At 64.0% G+C, this 25,454-nt stretch carries 23 protein-coding genes; 14 read left to right on the forward strand and 9 right to left on the reverse strand.

All coding sequences use genetic code 11. The features are described from left to right. From IVA87_RS11380 to IVA87_RS11400, 5 genes are all read left to right on the forward strand, one after another. Window positions 1-213 (forward strand): chemotaxis protein CheW (locus IVA87_RS11380; protein WP_247303962.1); only part of this gene is annotated, 213 nt, incomplete at its 5' end. 32 nt (window positions 214-245) lie between these two features. After that, the gene (locus IVA87_RS11385; RefSeq protein ID WP_027577509.1) at window positions 246-632 is read left to right on the forward strand and encodes a response regulator; all 387 of its coding nucleotides are present in this window, start codon (window positions 246-248) and stop codon (window positions 630-632) included. Between the two features lie 61 nt (window positions 633-693). Next, window positions 694-1,572, forward strand: a complete 879-nt coding sequence (locus tag IVA87_RS11390; protein WP_247303965.1) for a protein-glutamate O-methyltransferase CheR — start codon at window positions 694-696, stop codon at window positions 1,570-1,572. 2 nt (window positions 1,573-1,574) lie between these two features. Then, window positions 1,575-1,892, forward strand: coding sequence for a hypothetical protein (locus tag IVA87_RS11395; RefSeq protein ID WP_011083221.1), 318 nt, complete (start codon window positions 1,575-1,577; stop codon window positions 1,890-1,892). Between the two features lie 140 nt (window positions 1,893-2,032). After that, window positions 2,033-2,536, forward strand: a complete 504-nt coding sequence (locus IVA87_RS11400; RefSeq protein ID WP_247279754.1) for a response regulator — start codon at window positions 2,033-2,035, stop codon at window positions 2,534-2,536. Between the two features lie 179 nt (window positions 2,537-2,715). Here the strand turns inward: IVA87_RS11400 and IVA87_RS11405 are convergent, their stop codons facing one another. Then, a complete protein-coding gene (locus IVA87_RS11405; protein WP_247303967.1) occupies window positions 2,716-3,003 on the reverse strand; it encodes a hypothetical protein in 288 nt (95 codons plus the stop codon). A 149-nt stretch (window positions 3,004-3,152) separates the two neighbouring features. Between IVA87_RS11405 and IVA87_RS11410 the strand changes: the two genes are divergently transcribed. Then, complete coding sequence (locus tag IVA87_RS11410; RefSeq protein ID WP_091897867.1) at window positions 3,153-3,788, forward strand: response regulator; 636 nt, start codon at window positions 3,153-3,155, stop codon at window positions 3,786-3,788. A 142-nt stretch (window positions 3,789-3,930) separates the two neighbouring features. Here the strand turns inward: IVA87_RS11410 and IVA87_RS11415 are convergent, their stop codons facing one another. The 3 genes from IVA87_RS11415 to IVA87_RS11425 all read right to left on the reverse strand — a co-directional run bounded on the left by IVA87_RS11415 (window position 3,931) and on the right by IVA87_RS11425 (window position 8,837). Beyond that, the gene (locus IVA87_RS11415; protein WP_247303969.1) at window positions 3,931-7,527 is read right to left on the reverse strand and encodes a PAS domain S-box protein; all 3,597 of its coding nucleotides are present in this window, start codon (window positions 7,525-7,527) and stop codon (window positions 3,931-3,933) included. Next, the gene (locus tag IVA87_RS11420) at window positions 7,505-7,933 is read right to left on the reverse strand and encodes a response regulator (RefSeq protein ID WP_247303972.1); all 429 of its coding nucleotides are present in this window, start codon (window positions 7,931-7,933) and stop codon (window positions 7,505-7,507) included. The genes IVA87_RS11415 and IVA87_RS11420 overlap by 23 nt, the downstream gene beginning before the upstream one ends. A gap of 187 nt (window positions 7,934-8,120) precedes the next feature. Then, window positions 8,121-8,837 (reverse strand): GntR family transcriptional regulator, encoded by a 717-nt coding sequence (locus IVA87_RS11425; RefSeq protein ID WP_247303974.1) that lies wholly within the window; start codon window positions 8,835-8,837, stop codon window positions 8,121-8,123. A 100-nt stretch (window positions 8,838-8,937) separates the two neighbouring features. Between IVA87_RS11425 and IVA87_RS11430 the strand changes: the two genes are divergently transcribed. The 5 genes from IVA87_RS11430 (at window position 8,938) to IVA87_RS11450 (ending at window position 14,152) form a co-directional block, all read left to right on the forward strand. Next, the gene (locus IVA87_RS11430; protein WP_247303976.1) at window positions 8,938-9,957 is read left to right on the forward strand and encodes an ABC transporter substrate-binding protein; all 1,020 of its coding nucleotides are present in this window, start codon (window positions 8,938-8,940) and stop codon (window positions 9,955-9,957) included. Then, window positions 9,957-10,718, forward strand: a complete 762-nt coding sequence (locus IVA87_RS11435) for an ABC transporter ATP-binding protein (protein ID WP_247303978.1) — start codon at window positions 9,957-9,959, stop codon at window positions 10,716-10,718. Before IVA87_RS11430 ends, IVA87_RS11435 begins: the two co-directional genes overlap by 1 nt. An 11-nt stretch (window positions 10,719-10,729) precedes the next feature. Next, complete coding sequence (locus IVA87_RS11440) at window positions 10,730-11,593, forward strand: ABC transporter permease (RefSeq protein ID WP_247333594.1); 864 nt, start codon at window positions 10,730-10,732, stop codon at window positions 11,591-11,593. Beyond that, window positions 11,590-13,332: an L-arabinonate dehydratase gene (gene araD / locus IVA87_RS11445; protein ID WP_247333595.1), complete on the forward strand. Its 1,743-nt coding sequence runs from the start codon at window positions 11,590-11,592 to the stop codon at window positions 13,330-13,332. Before IVA87_RS11440 ends, araD begins: the two co-directional genes overlap by 4 nt. A 100-nt stretch (window positions 13,333-13,432) precedes the next feature. After that, entirely contained in the window at window positions 13,433-14,152 is a 720-nt protein-coding gene (locus IVA87_RS11450) for a ribonuclease activity regulator RraA (RefSeq protein WP_247333596.1), read from the forward strand. Window positions 14,153-14,405: 253 nt separating this feature from the next. On the opposite strand, the gene IVA87_RS11455 is transcribed toward IVA87_RS11450, so the two are convergent. Next, window positions 14,406-16,505 carry a S9 family peptidase gene (locus IVA87_RS11455; RefSeq protein ID WP_247303986.1) on the reverse strand — a complete coding sequence of 700 codons (2,100 nt, stop codon included), beginning with the start codon at window positions 16,503-16,505 and terminating at the stop codon, window positions 14,406-14,408. Between the two features lie 263 nt (window positions 16,506-16,768). Here IVA87_RS11455 and IVA87_RS11460 point away from each other — a divergent pair, with 263 nt between their 5' ends. Both IVA87_RS11460 and IVA87_RS11465 read left to right on the forward strand, forming a co-directional pair. Beyond that, window positions 16,769-18,205, forward strand: a complete 1,437-nt coding sequence (locus IVA87_RS11460; protein WP_247333597.1) for an MBOAT family O-acyltransferase — start codon at window positions 16,769-16,771, stop codon at window positions 18,203-18,205. Continuing rightward, on the forward strand, window positions 18,205-19,311 hold the full coding sequence (locus tag IVA87_RS11465) for a hypothetical protein (protein WP_247303991.1): 1,107 nt from the start codon (window positions 18,205-18,207) through the stop codon (window positions 19,309-19,311). Before IVA87_RS11460 ends, IVA87_RS11465 begins: the two co-directional genes overlap by 1 nt. A gap of 50 nt (window positions 19,312-19,361) precedes the next feature. On the opposite strand, the gene IVA87_RS11470 is transcribed toward IVA87_RS11465, so the two are convergent. From IVA87_RS11470 to IVA87_RS11480, 3 genes are all read right to left on the reverse strand, one after another. Then, complete coding sequence (locus tag IVA87_RS11470) at window positions 19,362-20,549, reverse strand: aminotransferase class V-fold PLP-dependent enzyme (RefSeq protein ID WP_247303993.1); 1,188 nt, start codon at window positions 20,547-20,549, stop codon at window positions 19,362-19,364. A 106-nt stretch (window positions 20,550-20,655) separates the two neighbouring features. Then, window positions 20,656-21,381 (reverse strand): thermonuclease family protein, encoded by a 726-nt coding sequence (locus IVA87_RS11475; RefSeq protein WP_247303995.1) that lies wholly within the window; start codon window positions 21,379-21,381, stop codon window positions 20,656-20,658. A gap of 160 nt (window positions 21,382-21,541) precedes the next feature. Next, window positions 21,542-23,272 (reverse strand): hypothetical protein, encoded by a 1,731-nt coding sequence (locus IVA87_RS11480; RefSeq protein WP_247303997.1) that lies wholly within the window; start codon window positions 23,270-23,272, stop codon window positions 21,542-21,544. Window positions 23,273-23,691: 419 nt separating this feature from the next. Between IVA87_RS11480 and IVA87_RS11485 the strand changes: the two genes are divergently transcribed. Further along, on the forward strand, window positions 23,692-24,543 hold the full coding sequence (locus IVA87_RS11485) for a caspase family protein (protein ID WP_247303998.1): 852 nt from the start codon (window positions 23,692-23,694) through the stop codon (window positions 24,541-24,543). A 17-nt stretch (window positions 24,544-24,560) separates the two neighbouring features. Here the strand turns inward: IVA87_RS11485 and IVA87_RS11490 are convergent, their stop codons facing one another. Next, a complete protein-coding gene (locus IVA87_RS11490) occupies window positions 24,561-25,454 on the reverse strand; it encodes an HlyD family efflux transporter periplasmic adaptor subunit (RefSeq protein WP_247304001.1) in 894 nt (297 codons plus the stop codon).

Consider the following 25,454-nt stretch of genomic DNA (forward strand, 5'->3'; position numbering starts at 1 on the left):
GACCTGCGCGGCGAATCCTACGGCCTGCTCATCGACCAGATCGGCGAGGTGCTGCGCCTGCCCGAGGACGGCAAGGAAGACAACCCCGTCAACCTCGACCCCCGCATGGCCAAGCTCGCCGGCGGCGTCCACCGCCTCGACGGCCAGCTCATGGTCGTCCTCGACGTCGATCGCGTCCTCGAGCTCGAAACCAAAGTGCAAATGGCTGCGTGAGCCAACCGAAACATCGAAGCCGGAGAACCGAAATGAAGACGTGTTTGGTGGTCGATGATTCCAGTGTCGTGCGCAAGATCGCGCGCCGGATCCTGGAAGGCCTCGAGTTCGAGGTCACCGAGGCCGAGGACGGGTCGAAGGCGCTCGAAATCTGCCAGCGCAAGCTGCCCGATGCGGTGCTGCTCGACTGGAACATGCCCGTGATGGACGGCTTCGAGTTCATGGGCCACATGCGTCGCCTGCCCGGCGGCGACCAGCCCAAGGTGGTGTTCTGCACCACCGAGAACAACGTGGCTCATATCGCCCAGGCGCTCAGCGGCGGCGCCAACGAGTACATCATGAAGCCCTTCGACAAGGACATTATCGCCGATAAATTCGCTGAAGTTGGTTTGATCCCGGTCGGACAAGCCATGGTCTGAGTGTGTCTGGCCCGCGTGTCTTGGCCAGAGTGTCCCCTGTACAGTTTCGAAGAGGCCATCAGTGACGCCGACCGAGTATGAGTATCTGCGCAAGTTCCTAAAGGATAATTCCGGTCTCGACCTGTCCGCGGACAAGCAATACCTGATCGAAAGCCGTCTCCTGCCGCTCGCCCGCAAGGCCGGGTTCTCCGGCATCGCCGAGCTTGTGCAGAAGCTGCAAGCCGGCTCGCGCCCGCTGATCACCGACGTGGTCGAAGCCATGACCACCAACGAGACCTTCTTCTTTCGCGACAAGGTGCCGTTCGATCATTTCCGCGACACGATCATGCCCGAGGTCATCAAGGCGCGCGCCGGCCGCCGCAGCGTGCGCATCTGGTGCGCCGCCGGCTCGACCGGGCAGGAGCCCTATTCGCTGGCGATGTGCCTCAAGGAGATGGGCGCGGCCCTCACCGGCTGGCGCATCGAGATCATCGCGACCGATCTGTCGCAGGAGGTGCTGGAAAAGGCCAAGGCCGGGGTCTACAGCCAGTTCGAGGTGCAGCGTGGCCTGCCGATTCAGATGCTGGTCAAATATTTCAAGCAGACCGGCGAGACCTGGCAGATCAATCCCGAATTGCGGGCGATGATCCAGCATCGGCAGCTCAATTTGCTGCATGATTTTGCCCAGCTCGGCACCTTCGACGTGATCTTCTGCCGCAACGTGCTGATCTATTTCGACCAGGACACCAAGATCAACGTCTTCAACCGTCTGGCGCGCCAGATCGAGCCCGATGGCTTCCTGGTGCTGGGTGCAGCCGAGACCGTGGTCGGACTGACCGACACGTTCAGGCCGATTGCGGAACGGCGCGGCCTCTACAAGCCGAACGATCCGCGCACGGCGGCAGCCAAGCCGGCTCTGGCCGGCGTGGCCCCGCGCCTCGCGGTGATGGCAGGACGGTAAGCATGGCCGAGGATGGAAAAGGTGCGGAGCGCGTGACGTTCAGCCGTGGCTATGACGTCTGCATCATGGCGATCGACGGCACCTGGCGGCGCGACTGCAAGCTCAACGCGATCTCCGATACCGACGCCATCCTCACGGTGGAAGGCTCGATCCAGGGGCTGAACCTGAAAGAGTTCTTCCTGCTGCTGTCGTCAACCGGCCTCGCCTACCGCCGCTGCGAGCTGGTGCGCGTCAACGGCGCCGAGATGGACATCCAGTTCCTGCGCGGCAAGAACCGGAAGAAGCGCGGCGCGGCCGGAGGCCATGACGCCGCGGCCTGATCGGGGCGTGGCTGCCGCCGCGCTTTCCGCCATGTTGCTTTAGATTTGCTGAAACATCCGAACCAATTTGCCGGAGCAGCTTTACGTCATCTAAGCGCGAGCCGTGTAGCCATTGCTGGTCTCAATCTCAGGATACGGCAATGCCCAGAAGCTCTCTCTCCCCGATCCCGTCAAACCTGCCCGACGTCGCCGAGCGGCGTGCGCTTCAGCTCCTGGTGGTCGATGACGACGCCACGCAGCGCAGCCTGATCACAGTCGCCGCCAAGCAGGCCGGCCACGAAGTCACCGTGGCGCCGTCGGTGGCGGAAGCGATCAAGAAGCTTCGCGCCGCGCGCTTCGACTGCGTTACGCTCGACCTCGTGCTGGAGGATGGCGACGGCATCGACGTGCTGCGCGAGATGAAAGAGGCGAAATTCGCCGGCGCCGTGATCGTGATCAGCGGTATGGACGGCAAGCGCCGCAGTGCTGCCCGCAGCTTCGCCCGTTCCGTCGGGATCGAGCTCCAGAGTCTGCCGAAGCCGCTGGATCTCGCGGCCCTGCGCATCAGCCTCGCTAATCTTAGCAAGACCGCGATGGGCTTGCCCGCCATCCATACTTGGGGTGGTGTCGCCACCGAGGCGATCGTGGAACGGCACCGCGCCTGAAGCATGATCCGGATCCGAAGGGCCGCGTTAGCGCAAAGTGCGAAGCGGTTTTCCGAAAAGATCATGCTCAAACAACAGCCTAAAGCGCGATGACGATTGATCCTGATCTCGTCGCGCTTTAGCTGCGGAGCTGCCATGCGATCGGATGTGGCGGCTGCGCCGCCGCGCTGATCGCGATCCTACACGTCGCTGGATTCCGATAGGCATTGCAGGGCGTGGCGAAGCCCCGCCCTGCAGGCGCCGAGGGCGACGCTCGCGGTGGCGTATGGGGGCGTGACGTCGTCGAGGATGAAGACGTCCGCGGAACTTTCCGGATCATCGCCGTGTTCTTGATCCATGGCTGCGGCGATCCGGCGCATGCTGGTCTCGATCTGCGCGATCAGCAAGCGAAGGTCAGCCGCAATCAGCTCACGGCTCTCGACTTCGGGCGTTGCGACCAACGGCGGCGTATCGGCCAAATTTAGCATGGATCTTCTCCGTCCTCTGCAATTAGGCGCCATGCCGCTACTTGTGCGTTAAGTCCGTGTCCCGTACAAATACGGGTGGGCCGAATCCGCGCCGAACGCCATAACGGTTGGCGCGGACGCGAGTCCTTCATGCCAACCGGATGTGGCACATGGCCGAACAAAGCTCTCGCGGTGAAATCTTCGTGGTCGACGACGACCCTGCCGTTCGCGACACCTTGTCGATGGTGTTGAAGGCGGCGGGCTATGAGGTGATCTGTTTTGCGGACGGCGCAGCGCTGCTATCCGTCGCGCGAAACCGCACACCGGCTGCGATCCTGCTCGACGTGCATATTCCCGGAAAGTCGGGCCTCGACATTCTCAAGGAATTGCACGGCGAGGACTATCCGGCGCCGATCTTCATGATCTCCGGGCAGGGCGACATCGCGATGGCGGTGGGCGCGATCAAGAGCGGTGCGCTCGACTTTATCGAGAAGCCATTCCGCGGCAGCGAGATTGTCGGCCGACTCGACGAGGCGATCGGCGCCTATGCACGACGGCAGGCGGAGAACGCGTCGCCGAAATTCGGTTCGCTGCATTTCCCCGGACGCGAGCCGTTGACGCGCAGGGAGCGCGAGGTGCTCGAGCAGTTCGCCTCCGGTGCATCCAACAAGGAAGCCGGCCGTACGCTCGGCATCAGCCCGCGTACCATCGAGGACCACCGCGCCAACATCATGAAGAAGCTCGGCGCGCGCAATGCCGCCGACCTGATCCGCATCGTGATGACCGCAGCCCAGCGCGCGTCGTAGGACGAGATCTCTCTTTCGTGCCCCGGACCCAGCGCGTCACGCACTGATGCGCTGCCGAGCCGGGGTCCATCTTTTCAACTAATCGCAAGAAGTTCTGGGTTCCGACTCTGCGGCGCAGTGTTCCACGTTGCGCGAACATACCTCACTCGCTCAATGCCTTTCGGATGATCCGCGCCAGATCGGACTTGCGATAAGGCTTGGCCAGCAGCAGCACGCCCGCATCCAGCCGGCCGTGATGGATGATCGCATTCTCGGTATAGCCGGAGGTGTAGACCACCCTGAGATCGGGGCGGGTCTTCTGGAGCTCGTCGGCGAGCTGACGCCCGTTCATCTTGCCGGGCATGATGACGTCGGTGAACAGGAGGTCGAACGGCTTGCCTGCGGCAACGATCGCGAGCGCCTCGGCCGCGTTCGCGGCCTGCAAAGTGACGTATCCCAGCGAATGCAGCTGAGCCAATACGTAGTCACGGACCAGCCGGTCGTCCTCGACCACAAGGATGGTCTCGTGCCCGCCCTCGATTGGCGCCGCCGTCACACCCTCGCCGACCGCCGTCGGTGTCTTGCCCGGCGGCAGGTACATCTTGATCGTGGTGCCGTGGCCTTCCTCGCTGTAGATCTTGATGTGCCCAGCGGACTGCTTGATGAAGCCGTAAACCATTGAGAGTCCGAGTCCGGTGCCCTTGCCCGGGCCCTTCGAGGTGAAGAAGGGATCGAACACCCTGGGCAGCATGTTCGCAGGGATTCCGGTGCCGGTGTCGCTCACGGCAATCAGCGCATAGTGCCCCGGCGGTACGTCGTTGGCGCTGGCATAGACCTCGTCGAGATAGGCGGCGCCCGTCTCCAGAATCAGCTTGCCGCCGCCTGGCATGGCGTCGCGGGCATTGAGCGCGAGATTGAGGATCGCGGTGGTGAGTTGGTTGGGATCGACGATCGCGACGCAGCTCTCGTCCTCGAATGCCGATTCGATCTGGATCTGCTCGCCCAGCGTCGGGCGCAGCAGTTTCGCGGTGTCGACGATCAGCGAATTGATATCGACCTCGCGCGGCTGGAGCGGCTGCTTGCGCGCGAAGGCGAGCAGGTGCTGGGTCAGATCGGCGCCGCGCGCGGCCGCCTCGTCGATCATCTTGGTGATGGCCGCGAGCTGCGGCTCCTTCTCGACCGCCTCCGCCAGGATCTCGATGGTTCCGGTGATGACGGTGAGGATGTTGTTGAAGTCGTGCGCCACGCCGCCGGTAAGCTGGCCTACGGCCTCCATCTTCTCGGCATGACGGATGCGCTCCTCGGCGGCGATCTTGTCGGTGAGGTCGCGGTAGAAAACGTTGAACAGCAGGCCCTCGCGGCGCTTCAGCGCGGTGACGCTGAGCTCGGCCCTGAACTCCTTGCCGTCGTGGCGGCGGCACATCAGCTCGCGGCGTCGATTCAACGTCCTGTCGCCCTCGTGTTCCAGGAAGTGCTTCAGGCCGGTCCAGACCCTGTCGCGTTCGCTTTCGGCGACGATCAGATCGATCGTGTTCTTGCCGAGCACCTCGTCGCGGCGCCAGCCGAACAGCCGTTCGGCTTGCGAATTCCAGTTCAGGATGCTGCCGGTCTCGTCGGTCTGCACGAAAGCGTCGAGCGAGGTCTCGACGATGTTGCGGGCGAGACGTTCGCTCTCGCGCAGCGATTCCTGCGCGAGCCGCGCCTCCGTCATGTCGCGTCCGACGAAGAAGAAGCGCTGCGCCTGCTCGGACCAGTTGCCGAGCCAGGACAGCCAGACCTCGTGTCCGTTCTTGTGGAAGCAGCGCGTGTCAGCGAGCTTCGGCCGCTCGCCACGCCGCATCACGCGCATGTTCTGGCGAGACTGCTCCAGATGGTCGGGATGAACGAAGTCGGCGCCGTTGCGGCCGATCATCTCCTCCGGCGGGTAGCCGAGAATGGCCTCGCTGCTCGGGCTGATCTGCGCGATGTGGCCGTGCGCGTCCATCACCATGATCAGGTCCTGCGACGTCTCGAAGATCTGCCGCCGCTCCTCGAGCTGCTGCTGCAGCGCCCGTTCGGCCCGCCGCGCCTCGGTGAGGCTGCGTGCAGATCCGGAGGCGCCGACGATCTCGCCCGACGGTCCCCGGATCGGCGAGAGGCTGAGCGAGATCTCGACCGGAGTGCCGTCCTTGCGCAAGCGCACCGTCTCGAACCGTTCTATCGGCTCGCCCCGGGCGATCCGCTGCAAATAGAGCTTGCCCTGCTCGCGGCGATCGGCAGGTACGATGATCGCGGTGGATTTCCCGATCGCCTCGTCCGCCGAATAGCCGTAGAGGCGTTCGGCAGCCGGATTCCAGCCCGTGATGATCGCATCGAGCGTCTGCATCACGATCGCATCGTCGGATGATTCCACTGCGGCGCTGAACAAGCGCTCGCGCGCTGCATGATGGCTTCGAGCTGCCTCGGTGCGGCGATGCTCCTCGATCTCGCGTTGGAGCGCGGCCGTTTTCGCCCGGGTCTCCTCGACCATCTGGGCAAAGGCCCGTGCCAGCACGCCGGTCTCGCCGCTGGCGTCGACCGGTATGTCCGCGGGACGCCCGCCGCCGATGGCTTCCACGGCCGCGGTCAGGCGCCCGATCGGGCGCGTCAGCGAGCGCGCCAGGAGCACCGCGAGTAAAGCCGCAGCGAGCACGGCAAGCCCGCCGACGAGCAAGGACGTTCTTTGAATGGCTGCCGGCACGAGGCCGAACACCGGCGGGGGAATCGTCTCGATGATCGCAACCCATTCCTTGCCCACGAGCAGCGCCGGCGCGATGGCCGCCCCGCTCGGGCGGCCCGATCCGTCGGTCATGAGCCGCGTGGATCCTTCCAGCGTCCCGGCCAAGGCTGCAAAATATGGAAAATCCTTGCGCCAGTCGTTGGGACGATCATGCAATGCGCCGAACTCCCGGGTGCGATCGGGATGGACGAGATAGTCGCCGCGCGAATTCACGACGTAGATCTCTCCTCCTGAGGCAGCCGTCGCTCGGACGCGCTCGAGGGCCGGACGCATGTCGATATTGGCAATGATGATGCCGAACGGCCTGCCGTCCGGCGTGAACAGGGGTGTCGCGACGCGCAACGTCGGAATGTGGGAGGCGGTGGTTCCCCCCTGGCGCGTGGCGAGATTGATCGGTGAAACATAGATTTCACCCGCCGCCAGTCGAATCGTCTCGTGGAAGTAGGCTCGTTCGCCCTTGCGCTCCAATTCGTCACTGGGGACGATCCGCGCCTTTCCATTCGGGCCGGAGCGATCGACGCGGACCAGCTCGCGCTGGTCGTCGTCCAGACCGATGATGCGAAACTGTCCATAGCTGGGCTTGGCGTCGATCTCGGCGGCGAGCCGCGCTGCGATGCGCTCGCGCCAGGTTTGTTCCGAAACGCCGTCGGATGGGTCGATGCCTCCACCAATGTGAGCGCGGATCAGGCCGTTGATGGCTGCGGCAGAGCGGTAGCCGAGCAGATCGCCGCGCGCGCCGGCAACGTAGGATTCGAGATTGGTTGCCAGCAGCCGTGACTGGGCTTCGACGCGTTCCAGCACCCGCGGAATGACGGCCTGGGTGGTGTTGCGATAGCCGAGCCATCCGACAGCGGCCACGGTCACCGCCACCAGCAGGATCATCGCGATGGCAAGCCGCGTTGCGAGCGTCATGGGGATATTCGCACCGCTTCCCGAATGGCCGTGCCTGTTCCGGCCTGCAACGGAATGAAGCTCCTTGTCATCGCTGGCCGATGCCGACATCCGGATTCCCCAGCGATGCCGCCTGTGCCGTGCCTAGGCAACCATCGACCGCCGCGAGCAGTGCGCCTGGTCGGAACGGCTTTTGCAGGCTTGCCTCCGCGCCGAGCTTGGTTGCCATCTTCAGGAAATCCGGCTCCGCATAAGCGTCCGGCGTGGCCGAACGGCCGGAAATGACGATGATCGGGATGGCTGGGGCCAGCGCCCGGATATGGCGCATCGTTTCCAGCCCGTCCATGCCGGGCATGAAAATGTCGAGAAACAACAGGTCGAACGGGCTAGCCTCGAACAACGCCAGTCCCTTGTGGCCATCGCAGGCGACGGTGACGTGATGACCGGCCCTCTCCAGGAGCAGCCGGATCGTGATCTGCACGGCCGCGTCGTCATCCACGATCAGGATGTTGGCCACGTCTGAAATCCTCCGGACCGAATGGAACATTCCCAGCGGCCCAAATCAAATCATCAAACACGAAATTGTTGCGCGGATTCTGCCCAGCCTGCAAGCACTTCGCGAGCGACACCATTCCGCTCGAGACTAACCCGATCCCGCCGACTATATGCATGCTCTCGTGCATAAGAGGCCAACTCGGGGACTCCTAGTCGGTCAGATACTCGGGATAGCGGCTTCGAATCTTGTCCAGCTCGCTCAGCGTCCCCGACAGATGCTTGCGCAGATGCTGTTGCGCGGCCTCGGCGTCTCCAGTCTCGATCGCGCGCGCGATCAGTCTGTGGTGCCGGACGATGTTCTGGGCCTTGCCAGGCGAGGGCAAATGCAGCCGTCGCAGTCGATCGATATGTCCGCTGCGGCTGCGCACCAGCGTCCAGAGCTCCTGCTTGCCGGCGGCCCCATAGAGCTGCGCGTGAAAATCATTGTCGCCGGCGATGAAGCTCTCGAAGTCGCCGGCCTTGGCGAATTGTTGCTGCAGCGCGATCGCGTGGTCGAGGCGGATGACCAGAGCCGCGTCATCCCTTTCCGCGAGCAGACGGACGATTTCGAGCTCCAGCGCCTGGCGCAGGAAATGCGCCTGCTCGGCGCGACCGACATCGACCCGGCTGACCACGGTCGCGTGCTGCGGAAACACGTCGACGAGCCCTTCTTCCTCCAGTCGCATCAGGGCGTCGCGGATCGGCGTCGAGCTGACGCCGAACTGCGCGGCGAGATCGGTGCGCGACAACGGCGCGCCCGGCGGCAGCTCGAGCGCGACAATCGCGTTGCGCAGCCGCTCGAATACCTGCGGCGCGGCCTGCCGGGCCCGGTCGAGCCGCGCGCGGGAGCGGGCGGCGGCATGGGACGCGGGATGGGTTGATTCCATGGCGACGGCTCCGGCGGGCTTGCCATTGATGCACTAATGCATTAGTGCATCAATGGCAATGGCATCGCACGTCAATGGCGGCCGGAGGAAACGAACAACAATGATGAAGCAATTGCAGAGTGGGTTTGCAGCCATCGCCCTGATCGCCGGGACGGCCTTGGTGGGCTCGCCGGCCAAGGCTCAGCAGAAATCCGAAGTCGCGCTGTCGCGCCAGCCCGGCATCTTCTACATGCCGAGCCACATCATGGAGAAGCTGAAGCTGATCGAGAAGCACGCGGCTTCCGTCGGCGTACCCGGTGTCACTACCAAATGGATCACCTTCTCCGGCGGCGGGGCGCAGACCGACGCGCTGCTCGCCGGCGGCGTCGACATTCTCAACACCGGCACCGGCAATCTGCTGCTGCTGTGGGATCGCACCCGCGGCGGCGTGAAGGGCATCGTCGCCACCTCGGCGCAGCCGATGACGCTGATCAGCCGCGACGCCAACATCAAGTCGATCAAGGATTTCGGCCCGGGCGACAAGATCGCGGTGCCGACCGTGAAGGTTTCGACCCAGGCGATCGTGCTTCAGATCGCGGCCGCCGAGGCTTTTGGTGCCGACCAACGGTCGAAGTTGGATGCCAGCACCGTGCAGCTCGGTCACCCCGACGCCTATGCGGCGCTGTCCAACCCCAAGCATGAGGTGCACAACCACTTCTCGATCCCGCCCTTCACCTTCCTGGAGCTGAAGAACGTGCCGGGTGCGCATGTGGTGCTGTCGTCGCCCGACGTGATGGGCGGCCCGCTCAGCCAGGCCCAATTCTTCACCACGACGAAGTTTGCCGACGCCAATCCAAAAATCATCCAGGCCGTGCGCGACGCCACCAAGGAAGCGCAGGATCTGATCCGCAGCGATACCAAGCAGGCGGTCGAGATCTACAAGGAGATCACCGGCGACAAGACATCGGTGGAAGAGCTGCTCGATCTTCTGAAGGAGCCCGGCATGATGGAGTGGAATCTCGAGCCGCAGGGCACGATGAAATTCGCCGCCCATCTCTACAAGACCGGAACGCTGAAGAATCAGCCCAAGGCCTGGACGGATTACTATCTTCCCGTCGCCCACGATCTGAAGGGCAATTGATGGCACTGCTCGACGTCAGCGGCGTGACGCTGCGCTACAAGACCTCCAGTGCCGTCGTCACCGCCACGGAAAAAGTGAGCTTCACCGTCGATCGGTCCGATCGCTTCGTGTTGCTCGGTCCCTCCGGCTGCGGCAAGTCGACCCTGCTCAAGGCCGTCGGCGGCTACATGATTCCGGGCGAAGGTCGCATGACCATCAACGGCCGCGAGATCGTTGGTCCCGGCGCCGACCGCATGATGATCTTCCAGGAATTCGACCAGCTCCTGCCCTGGAAGACCGTGCTCGCCAACGTGATGTTCCCGCTGCTCACGGCGAGAAAGCTGTCGCGCAAGGACGCCGAAGCGAAAGCGCGGGCCTATATCGAAAAGGTCGGCCTCACCCGCGTTGTCGATGCCTATCCGCACACGCTCTCCGGCGGCATGAAACAGCGCGTCGCGATCGCGCGCGGCATGGCGATGGAGCCGGACATCCTGCTGATGGACGAGCCGTTCGCCGCGCTCGACGCGCTGACGCGCCGGACCTGCCAGGACGAACTGCTCCAGCTCTGGAGCGAAACCAAATTCACCGTGCTGTTCGTGACCCACTCGATCGCGGAGGCGATCCGCATCGGCAACCGCATCCTCTTGCTGTCGCCGCATCCGGGCCGCGTCAAGGCCGAGGTGGTCGATGTCGACAAGGTCTCCAATGGAGACGGCAGCGCCGGCCGGCTCGAGAAGGAGATCCACGATCTCCTGTTCGCCTCCGAAGCCGTGGCGCATTGAGGGAGTCTCTGATGGGTGAAGCGAGAATCCTGCTGCGCGACGCTTCGGCTGCCGCATCTTCCGGCGCCGGCGAAGTCGAGCGCAAGCTCAGCGTGCCTGAGCTGCTGTGGAACGACGGTTTCGTCCGCAAGACCGTTATTATCCTGTTCCTCGCGGCGGTCTGGGAGGCCTACGGCGTCACCCTCGACAATCCCCTGCTGTTTCCGACGTTGCACGACACTTTCGTCACGCTGTTCGAGCGGGTCAAGGACGGCACCATTCCGATGCGGGGCTGGACCTCGCTGAAGGTGCTGTTCATGGGCTACTCGGCCGGCATCGTGCTGGCGGCGATCTTCACCGTGCTCGCCATCTCGACCCGCATCGGCACCGACTTCCTCGAGACCGTGACGGCGATGTTCAACCCGCTGCCGGCAATCGCGCTACTGCCGTTGGCGCTGATCTGGTTCGGCCTCGGCAACGGCAGTCTCGTCTTCGTGCTGATCCATTCGGTGCTGTGGCCGGTCGCGCTCAACACCCATTCCGGCTTCAAGAGCGTGTCCAACACGCTGCGCATGGTCGGCCGTAATTACGGCCTGCGCGGTCTGCCTTACGTCGCCAAGATCCTCATACCCGCGGCCTTCGGCTCGATCCTCACCGGCCTCAAGATCGGCTGGGCGTTTGCCTGGCGCACGCTGATCGCGGCCGAGCTGGTGTTCGGCGTGTCCTCGGGCCAGGGCGGGCTCGGCTGGTTCATCTTCGAGAACCGCAATCTGCTCGACATTCCTGCTGTCTTCGCAGGCCTCTTGACCGTGATCATCATCGGGCTCTTTGTCGAGAACCTGATCTTCCGCGCCATCGAGCGGAACACCGTCCAGAAATGGGGCACCCAATCATGACCAACAACAAGAAGAAAACGCCCGACCAGCTCCGCAGCGCGCGCTGGTTCGCGCCCGACGATCTCCGCTCGTTCGGCCACCGCTCCCGCACCATGCAGATGGGCTACGCGCCGGAAGAGTGGAAGGACCGGCCGATCATCGCGATCCTCAATACCTGGTCGGATGCGCAGCCCTGCCACATGCACTTCAAGTCGCGCGTCGACGACGTCAAGCGCGGCATCCTGATGGCCGGCGGCCTGCCGCTGGAGCTGCCGGCACTGTCGCTGTCGGAATCGCTGCTCAAGCCCACCACCATGCTCTACCGCAATCTGCTGGCGATGGACGCCGAGGAATTGCTGCGCAGCCATCCCGTCGACGGCGTGGTGCTGATGGGCGGCTGCGACAAGACCACGCCGGCGCTGCTGCTAGGGGCAACCTCGATGAACATCCCGGCGATCTATCTGCCGGCCGGTCCCATGCTGCGCGGCAATTGGAAGGGCAAGACGCTCGGCTCGGGCTCAGACGGCTGGAAATATTGGGACGAGCGCCGCGCCGGAAAAATCTCCGACAAGGACTGGCTCGATATCGAGGCCGGCATTGCCCGCAGCTACGGCACCTGCATGACCATGGGCACGGCCTCGACCATGACGGCGATCGCGGAAGCGATCGGCATGACGCTGCCCGGCGCGTCCTCGATTCCGGCCGCCGATGCCAACCACATCCGCATGGCCTCCGAATGCGGCCGCCGCATCGTCGAGATGGTGTGGGAGGATCTGACGCCGAAGACGATCCAGACTCGCCAGGCGTTCGAGAACGCGATTGCGGTCGCGATGGCGATGGGCTGCTCGACCAATGCCATCATCCATCTGATCGCGCAGGCCCGCCGCGCCGGCCAGGACATCAGCCTTGACGATTTCGAGATCGCGAGCCGCAAGGTACCGGTGATCGCCAACGTGCGGCCGAGCGGCGATACGTACCTGATGGAAGATTTTTTCTATGCCGGCGGCCTGCCGGCGCTGATGGGCCAGATCAAGCCGCATCTGCATCTCGGCTGCGTCACGGTCACCGGCAAGACGCTGGGCGAGAACATCGAGGGCGCCGAGGTCCACAATGCCGATGTGATCCGCTCGGTCGACAATCCCATCTACAAGGAAGGCGCGCTCGCCCTGCTCAAGGGCAATCTCGCGCCCGACGGCTGCGTCATCAAGCCCTCGGCCTGCGCGCCGCGCTTCCTCAAGCACACCGGACCTGCGCTGGTGTTTGACGATTACCCCGCGATGAAGAAGGCGGTCGACGATCCCAATCTCGACGTCACCGAGGATCACATCCTGATCTTGCGCAATGCCGGGCCGCAGGGCGGACCGGGCATGCCGGAATGGGGCATGCTGCCGATCCCGACAAAACTCGTGAAGCAAGGCGTGCGCGACATGGTGCGCATCTCGGATGCACGCATGAGCGGCACCAGCTATGGCGCCTGCATCCTGCACGTTTCGCCTGAGTCCTATATCGGCGGCCCGCTGGCGCTGGTCCGGAACGGCGACCGCATCACGCTCGACGTTGCCGCGCGCAGCATCAATCTCGATGTCCCCGAAGCCGAGCTGGAAAAGCGCCGCGCCGCCTGGAAACAGCCCGAGCCCCGTTTCGAGCGGGGCTATGGCTGGATGTTCACAAAACACATCAAGCAGGCCAATGACGGCTGCGACTTCGACTTCCTCGAGACCGGTTTCGGCGCGCCGGTCGGAGAGCCTTCGATTTACTAGTTTCACCGTCGTTCGGGGCGATGCGAAGCATCGAACCCGGAACCTCGAGATTCCGGGCTCGCTTCGCGCCCCGGAATGACCATTAGAGAGAGTGCACCAAATGCCCAAACTTACCGAAACGACCCGCAACAAGCTCAAATCCGTCTCCACCGCCACGGTCGCCACCGCGCTGTTCAAACGCGGCCTGCGCATCCAGATGATCCAGGATGTGCGCCCCTTAAGTCCCGACCAGCCGACCATCGTCGGCGAGGCCTTCACGCTGCGCTACATGCCGGCGCGCGAGGATCTCAACAACATTGACGTCTTCAAGGACCGTTCCCATCCGCAACGCAAGGCGGTCGAGGATTGTCCGGCAGGCAGCGTGCTGGTGATGGACAGCCGCAAGGACGCGCGCGCGGCCTCTGCCGGCGCGATTCTGGTCACACGGCTGATGAAGCGCGGCGTCGCCGGTGTCCTCACCGATGGCGGCTTTCGCGATTCCGCCGAGATCGCAAAACTCGGCTTCCCCGCGTTTCATCACCGCCCCTCGGCGCCGACCAATCTGACACTGCATCAGGCAATCGAGATCAACGTGCCGATCGGCTGCGGCGATGCGCCGGTGTTCCCCGGCGACGTCATTCTCGGCGATTCCGACGGTGTCATCGTCATCCCCGCGCATCTTGCCGACGAGATCGCCAACGAGACGTTTGAGATGACGGCGTTCGAGGACTTCGTCACTGAGGAAGTCGGCAAAGGCCGCGGCATCTTTGGTCTTTACCCCGCGACCGATCCGCAGACGCTCACCGACTTCGCGGAGTGGCGGAAGAAGAACGGGCGCTAATTTCTTCGCTTCTCCCCGTTGCGATCGGGGCAATGGCACATAGGAGCGATTTCGTCTGTGGCCATCCTTCGAGACGCCCGCCGTTGGCGGGCCCTCAGGATGAGGAAGCGAGTGCGCGGGCGCAGTTCAACGAGCAACAACGCTGCTTAGCCACATCCTGAGGAGACCGCGAAGCGGTCGTCTCGAAGGACGAGGCGCGCCCTCAGGTCGCGCTAAACGCCATATGGTTGCCGGAAAGGGGAGAGGCAGAAGATCACGCTTCCGCCATCCCCGCCGCCCACAGTGCGAATGCGTAGACGATCGCGACTTCATCGAGTCGGTCGAAGCGTCCCGAGGCGCCGCCATGGCCGGCGCCCATGTTGGTACGCAGCAACACCGGCCCGCCGCCGATCATGGTGGCGCGCAGGCGCGCGATCCATTTGGCAGGCTCCCAATAGGTGACGCGCGGATCGGTCAATCCGCCCATCGCCAGGATCGCCGGATAGTCTTTCGCCGCGATATTGTCATAAGGCGAGTAGGACAGGATGGTGCGAAAATCCTTCTCGCTTTCGATCGGGTTACCCCATTCCGGCCATTCCGGCGGCGTCAGCGGCAGCGTGTCGTCGAGCATGGTGTTGAGCACGTCGACGAACGGCACTTCGGCAACGATGCCGGCGAACAGTTCGCCGGCGCGATTGGCGACCGCGCCCATCAGCATGCCGCCGGCCGAGCCACCATGGCCGATAATGCGTTTGGCGCTAGTGTACTTCGCATCAATCAGCGCCTGGGCGCTGGCGGCAAAATCGTCGAACGAATTCGTCTTCTTCTCGCGCTTGCCGTCGAGATACCAGCCCCAACCCTTGTCGGCACCGCCGCGGATATGGGCGATGGCATAGACGAAGCCGCGATCGACCAACGACAGGCGGTTAGCGCTGAACGAGGCCGGCATCGCCATGCCGTAGGAGCCGTAACCATAGAGCAGCAGCGGCGCCGAGCCGTCCAGCGTGAGCCCGCGACGATGCAGGATCGACACCGGCACCTCGGCGCCGTCATGCGCCTTTGCCATGATGCGCGTGGTGACGTAGTCAGCGGCATCATGGCCGGACGGAATCTCCTGACGCTTGCGCAAGGTGCGCGTGCGCTTGACCATGTCGTAATCATAGACCTCCGACGGCGTCGTCATCGACGAATAGGAAAAGCGCAGATTCGTCGTCTCGAACTCGTACGAGCCCATCGTGTCCAGCGAATAGGCGGCCTCGTCGAAGGCGATGGCATGCTCCTCGTTCGTGGCGAGATCGCGGATCACGATTGCCGGCAGCGCATTGGCGCGCTCGAGCCGCACCAGATGACCGGCATAGAGATCGAGGTCGATGATGTAGATGCCGGGACGATATGGGATCAGATCGCGCCAGTTCTTGCGCTCGGGCGCGCCGAGCGGCGCCGTGACGATCTTGAAGTCGATGGCATCGTCGGCATTGGTGAGGATGAAGAGCTCGTCGCCGCGATCGGCCAGCGAATATTGCACGCCCTCTTCGCGCGCTGCGACCAGGCGCGGCGGCGCCTCCGGATTGGCGAGGTCGATCAGCCGTTGCTCGGAGGTCTCGTGGTCGCCGCCGGCGATCACGCAGAAGCGGCCGCTGGTGCTCTCGTGCAGGTGGGTGAACCAGCCGGCATCCTGCTCCTCATAGACGAGTGTGTCGTCGGCCTGCTTGGTGCCGAGCCTGTGCCGCCACACCTGCATCGGCCGATGATTGTCGTCGAGCTTCACATAGAAGAAGCTCTTGCAATCTTTGCTCCAGACGATGCCGCCGTCGGTCTCCTCGACGATATCGTCAAGGTCCTTGGCCGTAGCCCAATCACGCACGCGGATGGAAAAATATTCGGAGCCCTTGGTGTCGGCGCTCCAGGCCTGGAGCTTGTGGTCGTGCGAGTGCCGGCTGCCGCCGAATTTGAAGTATTTGTGGTCCTTGGCGAGTGCGTCGCCGTCGAGCACGATCTGGCCGTCGCCGCCGTCGCGCGGCATGCGGCCGAACAGCTCGTGCTGCCCGCCCTCGCGAAACCGGCGGAAATAGGCGAAGGGACCGTCGGGCGAAGGCACGCTGGAATCGTCCTCCTTGATCCGCCCCCGCATCTCGCGCACCAGCGTCTTCTGGAGAGTGGCGGTGTGGCCAAGCAGGCTCTCGGTGTAGACGTTCTCCTCATCCAGATATTTCCGGATGTCGGGATCGAGCACGCTGGGATCGCGCAAAACCTCCTGCCACTTCTCGTCCTTCAGCCAGGCATACTCGTCGGTCACGGTGATGCCGTGCCGCGTGAAGGAATGCGGCCGGCGCGGGGCGACGGGCGGCTGGAAAGGTGTTTTGGCCTGTGTCACTCGATCCTCGTTCATGTCTCGTCGGAACCCAGATCGTCATGCGCGGGCTTGACCCGCATCCATCAAGAACGAAGTTCGGAGTGATGGATGGCCGGGTCAAGCCGGGCAATGACGGCCATGGGCGGCGGCAGGTCGCGCATCATATGGCGACGAGACCGCGAATTGCTAGCGCAGCTAGCGGCAAGGACCGTGCCAGATCGCCGGGTTGTTGACCTCGCCCTGGTATGCTTTACGGCCCATATCCCCGCCGCCGGTGCAGCCTGATGCTGTTCAATTCCTATCCGTTCATCCTGCTGTTCCTGCCGGCCGTGCTGGCTGGCTACTTCTGGCTCGGGCGGCGCAGCAATCTGACGCCGGTGATCTGGCTGGCGGCGGCCTCGCTCGCTTTTTACGCCACCGGCAGCTGGCCATTCCTGGCCCTGTTGCTGATCTCGATCGCCTTCAACTATGGCGTCGGCCATCTCCTCATCTTGGCGAAGCTCACGTCGCCGCACCGAAAGACGGCGCTCGCTCTTGGTGTCATCGGCGATCTCCTCGTGCTCGGCATCTTCAAATATGCCGGCTTCGTCACCGAGAACATCAATGCGCTGGCCGGCACGCATTTCGCGGTCCATATCCTGCTGCCGGTCGGCATCTCCTTCTACACGTTCACCCAGATTGCGTTCCTGGTGGACGCTTACCGCGGGCAGGTCGCGGCCTATGCGCTGCCGCACTACGCGCTGTTCGTGACCTATTTCCCGCATCTGATCGCAGGACCGATTCTCCATCACAAGGACATGATCCCGCAATTCGATCGGAAGGAGAGCAAGCTTCCGGATGCGCATCTGATCCTGTGCGGGGTCATCATCTTCGCCATCGGCCTGTTCAAGAAGACGTGTCTTGCCGACGGCATCCAGCCACTGGTCGCGCTCGCCTTCGAGACGCGCTCGCCGAGCTTTGACCAGGCCTGGTGTGGTGCGCTCGCCTACACGTTCCAGCTTTATTTCGACTTCTCCGGCTATTCCGACATGGCGATCGGGATCTCGCTGATGTTCGGCATTTTCCTGCCGGTGAATTTCAACTCGCCCTACAAGGCGGTCAGCATCGTCGAGTTCTGGCGGCGCTGGCACATGACGCTGTCGCAGTTCTTGCGCGACTATCTCTACATCCCGCTCGGCGGCAATCGCAGGGGCCGCGTGCTGCGCTACGTCAATCTGATGCTCACGATGCTGCTCGGTGGGCTCTGGCACGGCGCGGCCTGGACGTTCGTGGTATGGGGTGCGCTGCACGGCGTCTATCTCTGCATCAATCATGCCTTCAACGCGCTGGTGCCGGACGTTCCATCGCTTCTTGCGAGGCCGGTCCGCATCGCTGGCGCAGTGCTGACCTTCCTCGCCGTCGTCGTCGCTTGGGTGTTCTTCCGCGCCGAGAGCGTTGCCTGGGCGTTGCGGGTGCTCCACGCGATGGCTGATCTCTCGAACATCGTCTTCGGCCGCGAGGAGATCGCGGCGCTGGTGCAGGTCACGATTTACGCCGCACTGGTGTGGCTGGCGCCGAACACGCAAGGCATCATGGGATACGATCACGCCAGCCGCAGGGTCGGCGAGGACTTGCGGGCAGGGCGGATGCGGCCGCTGGTGCTCTATGGGGCATCGCTGGTGCTCGCGTTCGGCATTCTGGGCATCCAGAGCCACAGCGAATTCATCTATTTCCGGTTCTGATGCGCACGCCGTTCACACACCTAAGGCGTCTTCTGCTCGCGAGCATTGCGTGCGTTCTGGGCGCGGCGGCACTCAACTACGTCGTCGATCCCCTGCAACTGTTCCGCCCTTCGTATTTCGTCGCAGCCTTCTATTCCGAGGACACGCGCGTGCAGAATGCCGGGCTGATCCGCAGCCAGTCGTTCGACACCGCCTTCATGGGCACCTCACTCGCGATCCATTTCCGCCAGAGCGAGATCGATCGTGCGCTCGGCGTCCGTTCGCTCAAGCTGGCGATGACCGGCTCCAATTCGCGCCAGCAGGCTTTTGTGCTGGAGCAGGCGATCGAGCGCGGCGCAAAGCGGGTGATCTGGGCGATGGACGACTTCATCTTTATCGATGCCACCGACATCGAGGCCGATCCCTATCTGTCCGTCGATCTCTATCGCAGGACGGCCAGGGGGATCGGGTCTTATCTTTTCAGCGCTGCGATGGCGAAGGAATCCGCGTTCGCATTGCTGCGGTCGGTCGCGTCATTGCGAGAGCCGCTGACCCGGGCGGCGCCTTATCTCCCCCTTAGGTTTGCGCTGCCCGACGTCGATGACATCTACGCGCTGCCGCGGGATTTCGACGTCGCGAGCGGCTACAATGCGCAGCGGACGCTTGCCGCCTTCGCCTACATCACCGCTCCCGCCCGCAGCCGTTTCCTCGGTGAAGGCTATGGTTTCGATGCCATGGTGCGGCATTTCGAGCGCGATGCGGTCGGCCTGATCACGCGCCATCCGGACGTGACCTTCGACATCTACTTCCCGCCCTATTCGATCCTGCAATTCGTCGCGATGCGCGATGCATCACCCGAGACGCTGAAGATCGTCACCGATCTCTCCGCACGCACTGCGCAAATCCTGACGCAGCTTCCCAACGTGCGCCTGCACGATTTCCGCGCGATCAAGCAGGTGACGCACGATCTCGGCAATTACAGCGACGTCATCCACCATTCGCCGGTGATTGATGCGAAGGTGCTGAAGTGGCTGGCGAGCGGGGAGTATCGCGTCGATCCGAAGGCGCCGCTTGCACCGCTGAATGAGCTAAAGGCGCAGGTCGCGGCGTATCGCATCGGGCCCTGACCTTCTCCCACAAGGGGAGAAGGAAGAAACCCGCGCGGAACGTGCCGCGCCTACACCGCCACTTCCTCGCCAAGATACGCGACGGCCGCCTCCAGCCCGCCCTTGCCGTGCGGGATCTTCAGCGCATTGAGCCCGATCTCGATCACGCCCAACGTGCCGAGCAGCATCGGCGCATTCACATGGCCCATATGGGCGATGCGGAAGGCTTGTCCCGAGAGATCGCCGATGCCGGTGCCGAGCACGACGCCGCACTTGTCTTTGCAATAGCGTTGCAGCACGGCCGGATCATGGCCGTTGCTCATGGTCACCGTGGTCACGGTGTTGGAGCGCTCGCTGGCTTCCGCCACGTTGAAGCCGAGCACCTGGCCTTCCGACCATACGTTGACCGCGCGGCGCGCGGCTTCGCCGAGCAGGCTGTGGCGGCGGAACGCGTTCTCCAGTCCTTCCTCGTGCAGGAGATCGATCGCCTGGCGCAGCGCGAACAGCAGATGCACCGGCGCGGTGCCGGCATATTTGCGATAGTGCTCGGTGCCCTCGCGCTCGCTCCAGCTCCAATAGGGCGTCGCCATGTTGGCCGTCTTGTGCACCTCGCGCGCACGCGAATTAGCGGCGACGAAGCCGAGGCCGGGCGGCGTCATCAGACCCTTCTGCGAGCCGGACATGGCGACGTCGATGCCCCATCTGTCCATCTCGAACGGCATGCAGCCGAGCGAGGCGACAGTGTCGACCATGTACAGCGCGGGATGCCCGCTGGCCTTGATCGCCTTGCCGATCGCCTCGATGTCGTTCTGCACGCCAGAGGCCGTGTCGACCTGGACGACGACGACCGCCTTGATGGTGTGCTCCTTGTCGCGGCGCAGGCGCTCCTCGACCTCGTGCGGCCGCACCGCGCGGCGCCAGTCGCCCTTGAGCACCTCGACCTCGGCGCCCATCAGCGCCGCCGCATTGCCCCAGCCGATCGCAAAACGCCCGCTCTCCAGCACCAGCACCTTGTCGCCGCGCGACAGCACGTTGCTCAGCGCCGCTTCCCAGGCGCCGTGGCCGTTGGCGATGTAGATGTAGGACTTGCCCTCGGTCGAAAACAGCTTCGAGATGTCACTGAGCAGGCCCTCGGTCAGGTCGGTCATCTGCTTGGAGTAGATGTCGATCGCCGGACGGTGCATCGCCTGCAGCACCTCGTCGGGCATCGTGGTGGGCCCGGGGATGGCCAGAAATTCCCGGCCCGCGCGAACGGTCATTGCTGTTGGTCCTTGTTTTTGGAGGACAGGCTGGTAGGTCGCTGAATCACACTTTTACGCGGCGGCGCGCCCATAGAAAAGCACGTTAAACGCAGGGCTGTGGCGCTTATCTCCTGGTCTCGCGGCAGCCGGCGGCTTCCGCCTCTTCCACTGAGCAGAACCAGCGGGTGCCCTTGCTGATCTTCATCCTGATCTGGGTGTACCAGCGGCTAGTCGGCTGGTGGTAGATGCATTCGCCGGCGCTGTTGACGTTGCCCTTGATGGTGCAATCAGGTGAAGGCGCGACCGGTCCCGAGGCCGAGGCGAGCAGCACCGCATGGGCGCCGTCGGGCGGCTTGGTGGCGCCCAGGATGGCGGTCTTCTTGTTGCGGACGCGCCAGTCCCAGGGCGCGATGAAGGCGCCCTGCCACATCCCCGCCTTCGCCTCCCGTGCAGCGGCTTCGTCCGCGTCGTAATCATGGGACATGCGGGTGTAGGCCAGCGCCCAGCCGCTGCGCACCAGCCATTTCTGGATGTCCTCGCCGCCGACCTCGCAGCGCGCCACGGTGCGGCCGCGCCGGTCGATGGCGCGGGTGTGGCAGACCCAGCTCTTGCCCTCGGTATGTTTCGCGAGCTCGTCACGCGCGGCGACGCCGCAGGTCCAGCGCTCGGTCTTGGTGTTGAGGCAGAGCTGGTCGAGCGCGGGGGCGTCGATGCCGCCGAGCCGGATTCGCGTGTTCCCGATCACGACGGTATCGCCGGCGCGTACCTTGGCCGTGCCGGTGATATCGGCGGCCTCGGCCAGCGAGGGGAGGGCGAGGAAAGCCAGCGCAATCAGGACGTTTCGCAACATGCCGGTCCGCAAGTCCCAGGAAAATCTCGATAGAGCCTGCGATTGTGTCAGCTTTTGGCTACTCGGCCAGCGTATGCCGGACAGATAGGCTTTCAACTTCCCGTCATCAAAGCGGGCGAGTTGCGAATAGGGAGTGGCGAATAGGGACGACCCCTATTCGCTATTCGCCATTCACCATTTGCCTCCGCGCCACCGCTAGCCCCATCAGCACGAAGGCCGACGTCACCTCCGGTCCGCCAACCAGAATTCGCGTCGGCGTCTTCATCTTGTTCCATTCATAGGCACGGAACGGGCCACGGCGGCCGCCTTCGCCGATGGCATCGACGATCACGTTCAGCGCCGGCGCAAAGGCGCGCGGGTCGGCGCCGAGATGGCCGAGCGCGATCAGCGCCAGTGCGGCGTCGAACGCGTTCATCTCCGCGGCCATCAACTCGCCTTTGACGTAGGACAGCACGCGGTGGCGGATGAAATCGAAATCGCCGTCGGGATCGATGGCGGCCTGGGCCGACAGTGGCAGCGCCAGGAACGCTGCGTAACAACGGCCGAAATAGGCACTGTAGAGCTCCGGCAGATAATAAATGTGCGAGCGCGGATTGGCGAAAGCGCCGCTGGCCGCCAATCGCTTCTGGAAACCGATGATGCGATGCACAGTGGCGAGCCGCGATGGCGTCTCAAGAATCTTCCAGCGCGCCAGGTTGCGAAAGCTGACCTCGAGAACGTCGAGATTGAGCGTCGGATCGAGATCGTTGCCGTAAGGACGCTCGCCCGCGAGATTGTCGATCCAGGTCGCAATGCCACCCTCGTAGTCGATATGGTCGTTCAGCGGCACCGTCACGCGCGGCGCGTTGACGCCGGCGCGGACCTGGTAGCCGGCGTAGAAATCCAAGAGCGGCTGGTCGATGATCGGATCGGTGCAGCCGGCCTGCGTCGCTGCCGAGATCGAGCAGGCCGTGGTGTCGCAATCCGGCACGTAGATTCCGAAGCCGAGATCCTGCTTGATCTGGGCGAAGAAGCGGGAGAAGCGCGGATGCGGTGCCGGCGCGAGCGCCGTGATGACATTGAACCGCACGCCGTCGATGCCCTCGACCTCCTCGCGGCTGATATTGATGCAGAAATCCACCATGTCGGCGATCGCGCGCTCCGCCGCGACCTTGTCGGCGGGTGAGGCCAGCCCGGTCTCGACATAGCTCAGCAGCGCCTCGATGAAGAACGCATCGTAATAGGCCGAGCGGTGGCGGATCTGCACCGGCTCCCACATCGGCTCGGCAACCCCTCGCCAGGGCGGATGGACCACGGCGCGCGCCGGCGAACGCGCGATGAAGACGCGGGCGAGGTTGAACAGCAGCGAGGAGTTCTTGTAGCCGCGCGCGTTGAGGCCCGTGAGCGCCATGATCAGCTCGCGTCCGCGACAATCGGGATCACCAATCAGGTTGAAGGCGGCGTAGGTCGGCAGGAAACCGTTCTTGCGGTACGAGCCGAGCAGGTGCTGTGCGCAATCGCGGATCACGCCATCGATCTGCGATTGTTGCGGCGCCTTGCCGACGAACATGGCCGGCGGCGGCCTGGGATGGTCGAGCGCGATGCTGTCGACGAGATCGGCCACGGGCTGGCCGACGGCCGCCCAGTCGGGCTCGGCCTCGTCGCGGGCATGGGCAAGCGCTTGGCGCAGCGCCGCCAGCCTCGCTTCGTCGCGCAGCTCGGGCAGTCCGGCCCGTCGCAGCAGCATCCGTAGCGCGGGATTGCCGAGCGCAGTCTTGTAGAATTTGGCCAGATGCGGATCGCCGCCGGACGCGCCCGACAAGACGGGATCGCAGACCTCGTAAAGCGAGGGGCCGTCCTTCCGCGCCGTCAGCGCCCGGCAGGCGGCGCCGGCAAAATATTGAAAGCTCATGAAATACCTGGTCGCGGGGCATTGGCCGGGGGCCGGCCGGCGCGCTCCCAGCCGCGCGCCACCCCCTGCAAGTCGTTGAAAAAGCTACCCGGATTCGCAGGAAATACAAATGTGATGGGAGTCACAGAAAAAGCCGGGACGAAGGCTGCCTGATGCCGCTCCGGAAGGCTACGGGGAGCAAAAAATGGAGAAACCCAGGCCTGAGAATTATCTAACATCTTCAGTGACTTAGCTCAAAATTTGAGCAATCTATTGCCCGGGGGCCTATATGCGGTTAAAGGTTTGTTTGGTGCGGCGCCGCAAATTGCGCGCAATTCGGGGGCACATCCCCGGCCGATCCCTCAAACCTAAAGACGCTATCGCGCTACTCAAACAGTGTGCGCGCGCTTGGCTGGTCTTTGGCACAGGAACGAACCGAGATGAATGTAAGGCAGCTCGACCTCTCCAGACGCACGATTGCCGTCGCCGCCGCCCTCATCGGCACGGTGTCGCTCGTCATCGGCGCGCATGCTGCTCTCAACATGCGGGCGATCGATGCGGCCAAAGCCGTCTCGACCGACCAGATCACGGGCTCGATCGGCCATGCCACGCATCTGGCGCTGGTCATCGGCAATGGACATTATCCTGACGCCAACGCGCCGCTGACGCAATCGATCAACGACGCCCGCGCGCTCTCGTCGTCCCTGCGCAAGAACGGCTTTGACGTCGACATGGTGGAAGATGCGACCAAGGACGACATGGTCCGCGCCGTCAACCGCCTGAAGTCCCGGATCAATCGCGACAGCGTCGTCATGCTGTTCTTCGGCGGCTACGGCGTGCAGGCCGGCCGCGAGAGCTACATGCTGCCGGTCGATGCCGTGATCTGGAAGGAAAGCGACGTCCGTCGCCATGGCGTCTCCATCGACGGCGTGCTCGAGATGATGAAGGAGCAGGGCGCCAAGGCCAAGCTCGTCGTCGTCGACGCCTCCCGCCGTAACCCTTACGAGCGCCGCTTCCGCTCCTACAGCCACGGCCTCGCGCCGATCAGCGCGGCCGACAACGCCTTGATCCTCTCCTCGGCCTCGCCCGGCAAGGTCGTCGACGACGGCAAGGGCGAGCACAGCGTGCTCGTCAGCGAGCTTCTCAACAACCTCAATGCGCAAGGTAGCAGCGCCGAAAGCGTCTTCAACAAGACCCGCGTCGCCATCTCCCGCGCCAGCGAAGGCGACCAGGTCCCGAGCATCTCATCGTCATTGCTCGAGGACATTCGCTTCGGCGAAGCCGGCGGCTAGTTTTTCTTCTTCAATCTCTACTTCGCCGCTTCCGCGCTCGCCATCACCGGGCGCACCGGATCGCCCTCGCGCAGCAGCGCGCCGGCGCGGGCGACGACGACGTCGCCATCGTTGAGTCCGTCGCGGACCTCGATATTGCCGCCCGACATCAATCCGATCTCGACGCGCTTGGTCTCGACGCGGTTGCGGCGGATCACCTGCACCACGGTGCCGGCCGAGGAATATTGCACGGCTGTCAGCGGCACCGCGACATTGCAGCTCTGTCCGGTCTTGATCAACGCGCGGCCGCTCGCATTCAGCAACAGGCGCTTCTGCGAGGAGATGCCGATATAGACCATGCCCTGCTGGATGTTCGGCTCGACGGTCGGTCCGATGCGGCGAATCTTGCCATCGATGTCGTCGGCGCCGGCAATGCGCACGGTGGCCTGCTGGTTGACGGCGAGCTTGCGCATGTCGGTGGTCGCGACCAGGCCGACCAGGTCGTATTCGCTGCGCGCCACGATCGTGAACAGGGCCTCGCCCTTGGCGGAGGCGAAATTGCCGATCTGCGCGGTCGACGTGGCGATCACGCCCGCCACGGGCGCGGTGACCTGAAGCGTGCCGCCTTCCGGCAGCGCCAGCCGCGCCAGCACCTGGCCGGCGGTGGTGGTCTGGCCGGCTTCCGCCAGCACCTCGGTCACCTTTAGGCCCGGACGTTCGGGCCGCACCGACGTTTCCTCGCGCGCAATGATCGTGCCGGTCGCCTCGACGATGTCGGAGAAGCAGGATTTCGCGACCTTCAGCACCGTGACCGCCGGCCCCTTGGGGGCATCGTCCTCGGCGGCTCCGGCCGGATATTGGCCGAGAGCGAACACTCCGGCGATGGCTGCGGGAAACAGGCTTCGGGCAACGGCACGGGGCAAATGACGCAT

The sequence above is a fragment of the Bradyrhizobium sp. 147 genome, from assembly GCF_023073935.1.
GTDB lineage: Bacteria > Pseudomonadota > Alphaproteobacteria > Rhizobiales > Xanthobacteraceae > Bradyrhizobium.